7 protein-coding genes are annotated in these 6,320 nt (G+C 55.9%); all 7 read left to right on the top strand.

What is annotated here, in order from left to right; genetic code table 11:
• The first annotated feature begins 10 nt into the window (after positions 1-10).
• On the top strand, positions 11-328 hold the full coding sequence (locus tag VN114_RS02645; RefSeq protein ID WP_325511702.1) for a metalloregulator ArsR/SmtB family transcription factor: 318 nt from the start codon (positions 11-13) through the stop codon (positions 326-328).
• A 31-nt stretch (positions 329-359) separates the two neighbouring features.
• Positions 360-1,643, top strand: coding sequence for an arsenic transporter (locus VN114_RS02640; protein ID WP_325511700.1), 1,284 nt, complete (start codon positions 360-362; stop codon positions 1,641-1,643).
• A 30-nt stretch (positions 1,644-1,673) separates the two neighbouring features.
• A complete protein-coding gene (gene arsC / locus VN114_RS02635) occupies positions 1,674-2,096 on the top strand; it encodes an arsenate reductase (glutaredoxin) (RefSeq protein ID WP_325511698.1) in 423 nt (140 codons plus the stop codon).
• 266 nt (positions 2,097-2,362) lie between these two features.
• Positions 2,363-3,862 (top strand): ATPase domain-containing protein, encoded by a 1,500-nt coding sequence (locus VN114_RS02630; protein ID WP_325511696.1) that lies wholly within the window; start codon positions 2,363-2,365, stop codon positions 3,860-3,862.
• Positions 3,855-5,390 (top strand): hybrid sensor histidine kinase/response regulator, encoded by a 1,536-nt coding sequence (locus VN114_RS02625; RefSeq protein ID WP_325511694.1) that lies wholly within the window; start codon positions 3,855-3,857, stop codon positions 5,388-5,390. Before VN114_RS02630 ends, VN114_RS02625 begins: the two co-directional genes overlap by 8 nt.
• A 24-nt stretch (positions 5,391-5,414) precedes the next feature.
• The gene (locus VN114_RS02620) at positions 5,415-5,870 is read left to right on the top strand and encodes a DUF2214 family protein (protein ID WP_325511692.1); all 456 of its coding nucleotides are present in this window, start codon (positions 5,415-5,417) and stop codon (positions 5,868-5,870) included.
• The coding region (locus VN114_RS02615; RefSeq protein WP_325511690.1) for a hypothetical protein at positions 5,863-6,320 on the top strand (458 nt) is incomplete at its 3' end. The genes VN114_RS02620 and VN114_RS02615, both read left to right, overlap by 8 nt.

Below are 6,320 nucleotides of genomic sequence, written 5' to 3'. Positions count from 1 at the left end.
CCAAGCCACCATTGCTGCCCTGGCCGCGCTCGCACAGGAATCCCGTCTTGCCGTCTTTCGGCTGTTGGTGCAACTCGGGCCGGAAGGCATGGCTGCGACGCAGATCGCCGACCGGCTCGGCGTCTCGCCATCGTCGATGTCGTTTCACCTGAAAGAACTGGCACATGCACAACTGGTCACGGTCCGGCGCGAAGGACGGTCGATGATTTATTCGGCCAACTTTGATGCGATGAACGCGCTGGTCGGATTCCTGACGGAGAACTGCTGCGGCGGCAATGTGTGCACGCCGGTCAAGGCATGTCGTCCCGCAAAAAAGACGAAAGCCTGATTTCATCGTTCTTCCTTCCGGAGCAATTTCCTTGATTACCGCTTTCCTTGTTTTCCTGCTGACGCTCACGCTTGTGATCTGGCAGCCGCGCGGGCTTGGCATCGGCTGGAGCGCAATGCTGGGTGCTGTCCTCGCATTGTTGTTCGGCGCCATTTCCTTTGCCGACATTCCGGTGGTATGGCACATCGTGTGGAACGCGACGGGGACGTTTATCGCGATCATCATCATTAGTCTGGTACTGGATCAGGCAGGTTTCTTTGAATGGGCCGCATTGCATGTTGCGCGTTGGGGCGGCGGTAACGGACGCAAACTGTTTGTACTGTTGATATTGCTCGGTGCCGCCGTGTCGGCATTGTTCGCGAACGACGGCGCTGCGCTGATCCTGACGCCGATCGTGATTGCAATGCTGTCGAGCCTGCGCTTCTCGCCGCAAGCGACGCTGGCTTATGTGATGGCGGCCGGATTTATCGCCGACACGGCGAGTCTGCCGCTGATCGTGTCCAACCTGGTGAACATCGTGTCGGCGGATTTTTTCAAGATCGGCTTTGCGCGGTATGCGTCCGTCATGATGCCGGTGAACGTTGTTTCCGTCGGCATGACGCTGCTGGTGCTGATCTGGTATTTCAGGCGCGATATTCCCGCGGATTACGATGTGCTGCAGTTGAAAAATCCTGCCGACGCCATCCGCGATCGTGCAACTTTTTTTGCAGGTTGGTGCGTACTCGGCTTGCTGTTGGCAGGATTTTTCTGGCTTGAAGAGCGCGGCATTCCCGTCAGCGCAGTGGCAGCAGCCGGCGCGATCCTGCTGCTGGCAATCGCGGCGAAAGGCCATGTCATCTCGACGCGCAACATCATCAGGCATGCGCCATGGCAGGTCGTGTTCTTTTCACTCGGCATGTATCTGGTCGTCTACGGCTTGCGCAATGCCGGTCTGACCGATTATCTGACCGCTTTGCTGAATGGTTTTGCGGCACACGGCATCTGGGGTGCGGCGCTCGGTACGGGCGTGATGACAGCGCTGCTTTCCTCGATCATGAACAACATGCCGACCGTGCTGGTCGGCGCATTGTCGATCGATGCGAGTACGGCGCAAGGTGCTGTACGCGAGGCGATGATTTACGCCAATGTGATCGGCAGCGACCTCGGGCCGAAGATCACACCGATCGGCAGCCTGGCAACGCTGCTATGGCTGCATGTACTGGCCGGCAAGGGTATTCGCATTTCCTGGGGATATTACTTTCGTGTCGGCGCACTGCTTACCTTCCCCGTTCTACTCGTCACGCTTGCCGCCTTGGCGATCCGTCTCGGCGTTTGACGCAACGATCATCTGCATCAGGAGAAATCAATGACTGTCACGATCTATCACAACCCCGCTTGCGGCACGTCACGCAACACGCTGGCGTTGATTCGCAATAGCGGCGAAGAACCGACGATCATTGAATATCTGATTACACCGCCATCACGTACTGTCCTGATTCAACTGATCAAGGACGCGGGACTGGCAGTACGCGATGCCATTCGGCAAAAAGGCACCCCTTACGCAGAGTTGCGACTCGACAATCCGGCGCTGGACGATGCGACATTGATCGACGCCATGCTGGCGCAACCGATTTTAATCAACCGTCCCTTTGTCGTAACCGAAAAAGGAACGCGACTGTGCCGCCCATCCGAACTGGTGCTGGATATCCTGAGCAATCCTCAACAAGGAGCATTTGCCAAGGAAGACGGCGAGATCGTCATCGATGCCAAAAGAAAACGCGTCATTTGACGGTTTGTCGATCACCAGAATATTCACTGAAACTCCGAACTTCAAGCACGCCGACTTCTCCTATTCCTACAAAATCTGCCGCCGTTCTCCTATCGGCGTGGCATGGCAATTGTGCAACACTGTCTGCATAATACTCACTGACGAGGAGACCTCCTCCTTGCATGTGAGCAACAGAAAGCACAATAAACACAAATAAAGAAGCCGGAGCGATGCAGAACGCGACCGTCATACGCAATGACTGCTGCGCCTGGCTCGGGGAAAAACAGATGACTTTACAAAACGATTCCACCCATGCTTTTTTATCGACCGGCATCAGCGGTCTGGACAATGTTCTGTGCGGCGGCTTTACGAGCGACCGCCTCTACCTGCTGGAAGGTTCGCCCGGCTCGGGCAAAACCACGCTAGCGCTGCAATTTCTGCTGGAAGGCGCCAAACAAGGCGAATCCGCCCTGTACATCACATTGTCCGAAACGGCCGTGGAGTTGCGCGCAGTTGCCGCAGCACACGGCTGGTCGCTGGAAGGCATTCGCATTCATGAAGTGCTGCCGTCCGAGAACATTCTCGATCCGACCGAGCAGTACAGCATCTTCCATCCAAGCGATGTCGAAATGGGTTCGACCACACAAGGCATCCTGGCCATTGTGGAAGAAATCAAGCCGAAACGCGTCGTGCTGGATTCCCTTTCCGAACTGCAGCTGCTTGCATCCAATCCGCTGGTCTATCGCCGGCAGGTTCTTGCATTCAAGCAGTTCTTCGCATCGCGCTCGTGCACGGCCTTATTCCTGGACGATCGCACTGCAAGCGAAGGCGACCTGCAAGTCCGCAGTATCGCGCACGGTGTCATTTCGCTGGAGCGGATGGCGACCGACTACGGTGGCATTCGACGACGACTGGAAATAATCAAATACCGCGGCATCGCTTTTCGCGAAGGGTTGCACGATTACAAGATCCAGCATGGCGGCCTGACCGTTTACCCGCGTCTGGTTGCGGCGGAAACGCGTGAATTCCAGTCGCGCAAGCAATTCAGCAGCGGATTGACGGAACTCGACAGTCTGCTCGGCGGCGGCATCGAGGAAGGTACCAGCACGCTGATCGCAGGTCCTCCGGGAACGGGTAAATCGACGCTGGCGGCACAATTCGTCGCCTCCTGTCTGAAACAGAATCAGAACGCCTCGATGTTCGTTTTCGAAGAATCGGCATCGAACCTGTTGCATCGTGCGGATGCGCTCAACATCGATCTGCGTTCGCATCTCCAAACCGGGCTGCTTTCACTCAAGCAGATCGACCCGGCACAACTGACGCCGGGCGAATTCATCCATCAGGTGTGCCGTGCGGCCGATAACGGTGCCAAGGTCATCGTGATCGACAGCCTGAACGGATTCATGCAGGCAATGCCGAATGAAAAAATGCTCGCCAGCCACATGCATGAATTGCTGACGTATCTCGGACAGCGCGGCGTCATCACGCTGCTGATCGGCGTACAGCAGGGCATGCTGGGAAGCCACATGAGCACGAACGTCGATGCCAGTTATCTGTCAGATAACATCATTCTCCTGCGTTATTTCGAAGCAGGCGGCGAAGTGCAACAAGCCATCTCCGTGTTCAAGAAACGCGGAAGCGTCCACGAACGCACCATACGGCAGTTGGCCATTAACTCTTCGGGAATCAACATCGGACCGGTTCTCAAGCAATTCCGCGGCATACTGACCGGCGTGCCACGGCTTGTTGAAAAACCGCAGCAACCAGATCAACAATCCAATGATTGAGCCGCCGGAGCCGCTGGAAACACGCATCCTTGTTTGCACTCCACACGGCAAGGATGCGAAACTCGCCTGCGCCGCGCTTGAACAGGCAGGGCTTGAATGTTTTCCCTGCACGACGCTGGTCCAACTGGTGCAAGAACTGCACCGTGGCACCGGTGCGATTCTGACGGTCGAGGAAATCCTGCCGAAAGCGGCTGCAACCTTGCTGATCGATTTTCTGTCGACGCAGCCGACGTGGTCGGACCTGCCGGTCCTGGTACTGACCAAACCCGGCGGAGAATCGCCGTGGACACGCGGTGCCTACGAGTGGCTGGGCAACCTGACCTTGCTGGAACGTCCGGTACGTGTACCCAGCCTGATCAGCGTGGCGCGCTCGGCCTTGCGCGCACGCCAGCGTCAATATGAAATCCGTCAGGCGGATCAGCGCAAGGATGAATTTCTCGCGATGCTCGGACACGAATTACGTAATCCGCTCGCACCGATCAGTGCAGCGGCGACATTGCTGGAGCTGATGCCCGGCGACATCGATCGCGTCAAACGATCAAGCAACATCATCGCGCGACAAGTCGGCCACATGACCAATCTGATCGACGATCTGCTGGACGTTGCGCGCGTCACGCGCGGCCTTATCACGCTCGACAGACAGCCGCTGGATCTGCGTGACATTCTCTCCGAAGCAGTGGAACAGGTCCGCCCGCTCGTCAACGCACGGCATCATGAGCTTGCACTGCACTTACCCGCAGAGTCTGCGCTGGTCATGGGCGATCGAAAACGGATGGTGCAGGTCGTCGTCAACATCCTGAACAATGCCTCCAAATACACCCCCGAAGGCGGACATATCGATGCGCGGCTGCAGTTGAAGAAGGACGCCGTCATGCTCGATATCAGCGATAACGGGATCGGCATGACACCGGAATTGATTCCGCACGTATTCGATTTGTTTTCGCAGGCAAAGCGTGCATCCGATCGTTCGCAAGGCGGCCTCGGGCTCGGGCTGGCGCTGGTAAAAAGCCTGATTGAATCACATGGTGGAAAGGTTTATGCGACAAGCAAAGGCATCGGCCAGGGAAGTACCTTTACGCTGCGATTGTCGCGACTGATGCCGGAGTTGACCAAGCCGCATCCGGCCGCTGTCGAACCTGCACAGGAGGAAGCCCGCTCTGCATTGCGCATCATGGTTGTCGACGACAATCGCGATGCGGCCAATACGCTGGAAATGTTTCTCGGCATCGTCGGTCACCAGGTTGCCGTTGAATACGATGCGAAGGGAGCGCTCGCCCGTGCAGAAGAAGTTGCACCGCACGTCTGGCTGGTGGACATCGGGCTGCCCGACATGGACGGACTGGAACTGGCAAGACGCCTGCGCGCAATGCCGGCAACGACTTCATCAAAACTGATTGCCGTTACCGGCTACAGTCAGGAACAGGACAAGAAAAAATCCTTCGAGGCAGGTTTCGACTACCACCTCGTCAAGCCGATCAACACGGAGCAGCTTCTTGCGCTGCTGCAGGAAATCAGTGCATCATCGTAAGCCTCACATTCTGCGAGGCCGTACATGAACGCCTTTGCCGCTTTCCTGCATCATCTCTGCTTCGTCTTCATCATGATCATCCTGTCCGCAGAGATGATTCTTCTCAAGCAACCGCTGACGCTGGCCTCCGCACGAAAGATCCAGCGCATCGATGCGATCTACGGTGCGCTTGCCGGACTCGTATTGATCATCGGCGGACTACGCGTCATGTACTTCGAAAAAGGCGCCGCTTATTACATGCACAGCGTGCCGTTCATCGCCAAGATGATTCTGTTCGTACTCGTCGGGTTGATCTCGATTCGTCCGACGCTGACTTTCCTCAAATGGAACCGTTCGCTGAAGGCAGGCATCGTGCCTGAACTGGACGATGCGCAGAATCGCACGCTGCGCCTGACCATTCATGTGGAACTGACATTGCTGGCGCTGATGATTCTTTGTGCAGCAATGATGGCAAAAGGGATTGGATTTATCGGTGAATGACTTCTCCTGGTTGCGGCATTTGTTAATTAGCCTTGCGCCGATCATCGTTGGCGTAGCAGTGCTAACCATTTCGGTTTATGGCGTCGTCTTTTTCCAGCGCTGGAAAAATAGAAATCGTCGCTCTCCGTTGACCTTCAAAATGCTGCGAAACCCGGGACACTCTCTGTTCAAGGTACTGGATAACTTGAACGACGATCTGGCATCCAATGTCTTTCTTATCTTTTTTTTACCGGTCCTCATGTTTGCCGGACATACCTCTGCTCCCTTTTTTCTGGGAACTAGGGTTTCCACACTAACGACAATCCTCAATATCGTCGCTGCGATTTTGATGGAAGTTTTTGTGATCTATCGTCTTTCTAATATCGTTTCGCGTCGACACCGTATTCGTGAAGCCTATGAGGCGGAATGTGCAGTCGGCTCCGAATTGAATTTACTTATGCACGATGGTGC

The organism is Oxalicibacterium sp., assembly GCF_035565035.1.
GTDB lineage: Bacteria > Pseudomonadota > Gammaproteobacteria > Burkholderiales > Burkholderiaceae_D > Oxalicibacterium.
The sequence above is the reverse complement of the archived record's forward strand: the minus strand, read 5'-3'. Positions and strand labels throughout refer to the sequence as shown.

What these genes read in the sequence shown, in the direction of transcription:
- arsC (WP_325511698.1), top strand. Translation starts at nt 1,674, where the DNA reads ATGACTGTCACGATCTATCACAACCCCGCTTGCGGCACGTCACGCAAC.
- VN114_RS02630 (WP_325511696.1), top strand. Translation starts at nt 2,363, where the DNA reads ATGACTTTACAAAACGATTCCACCCATGCTTTTTTATCGACCGGCATC.
- VN114_RS02625 (WP_325511694.1), top strand. Translation starts at nt 3,855, where the DNA reads ATGATTGAGCCGCCGGAGCCGCTGGAAACACGCATCCTTGTTTGCACT.
- VN114_RS02620 (WP_325511692.1), top strand. Translation starts at nt 5,415, where the DNA reads ATGAACGCCTTTGCCGCTTTCCTGCATCATCTCTGCTTCGTCTTCATC.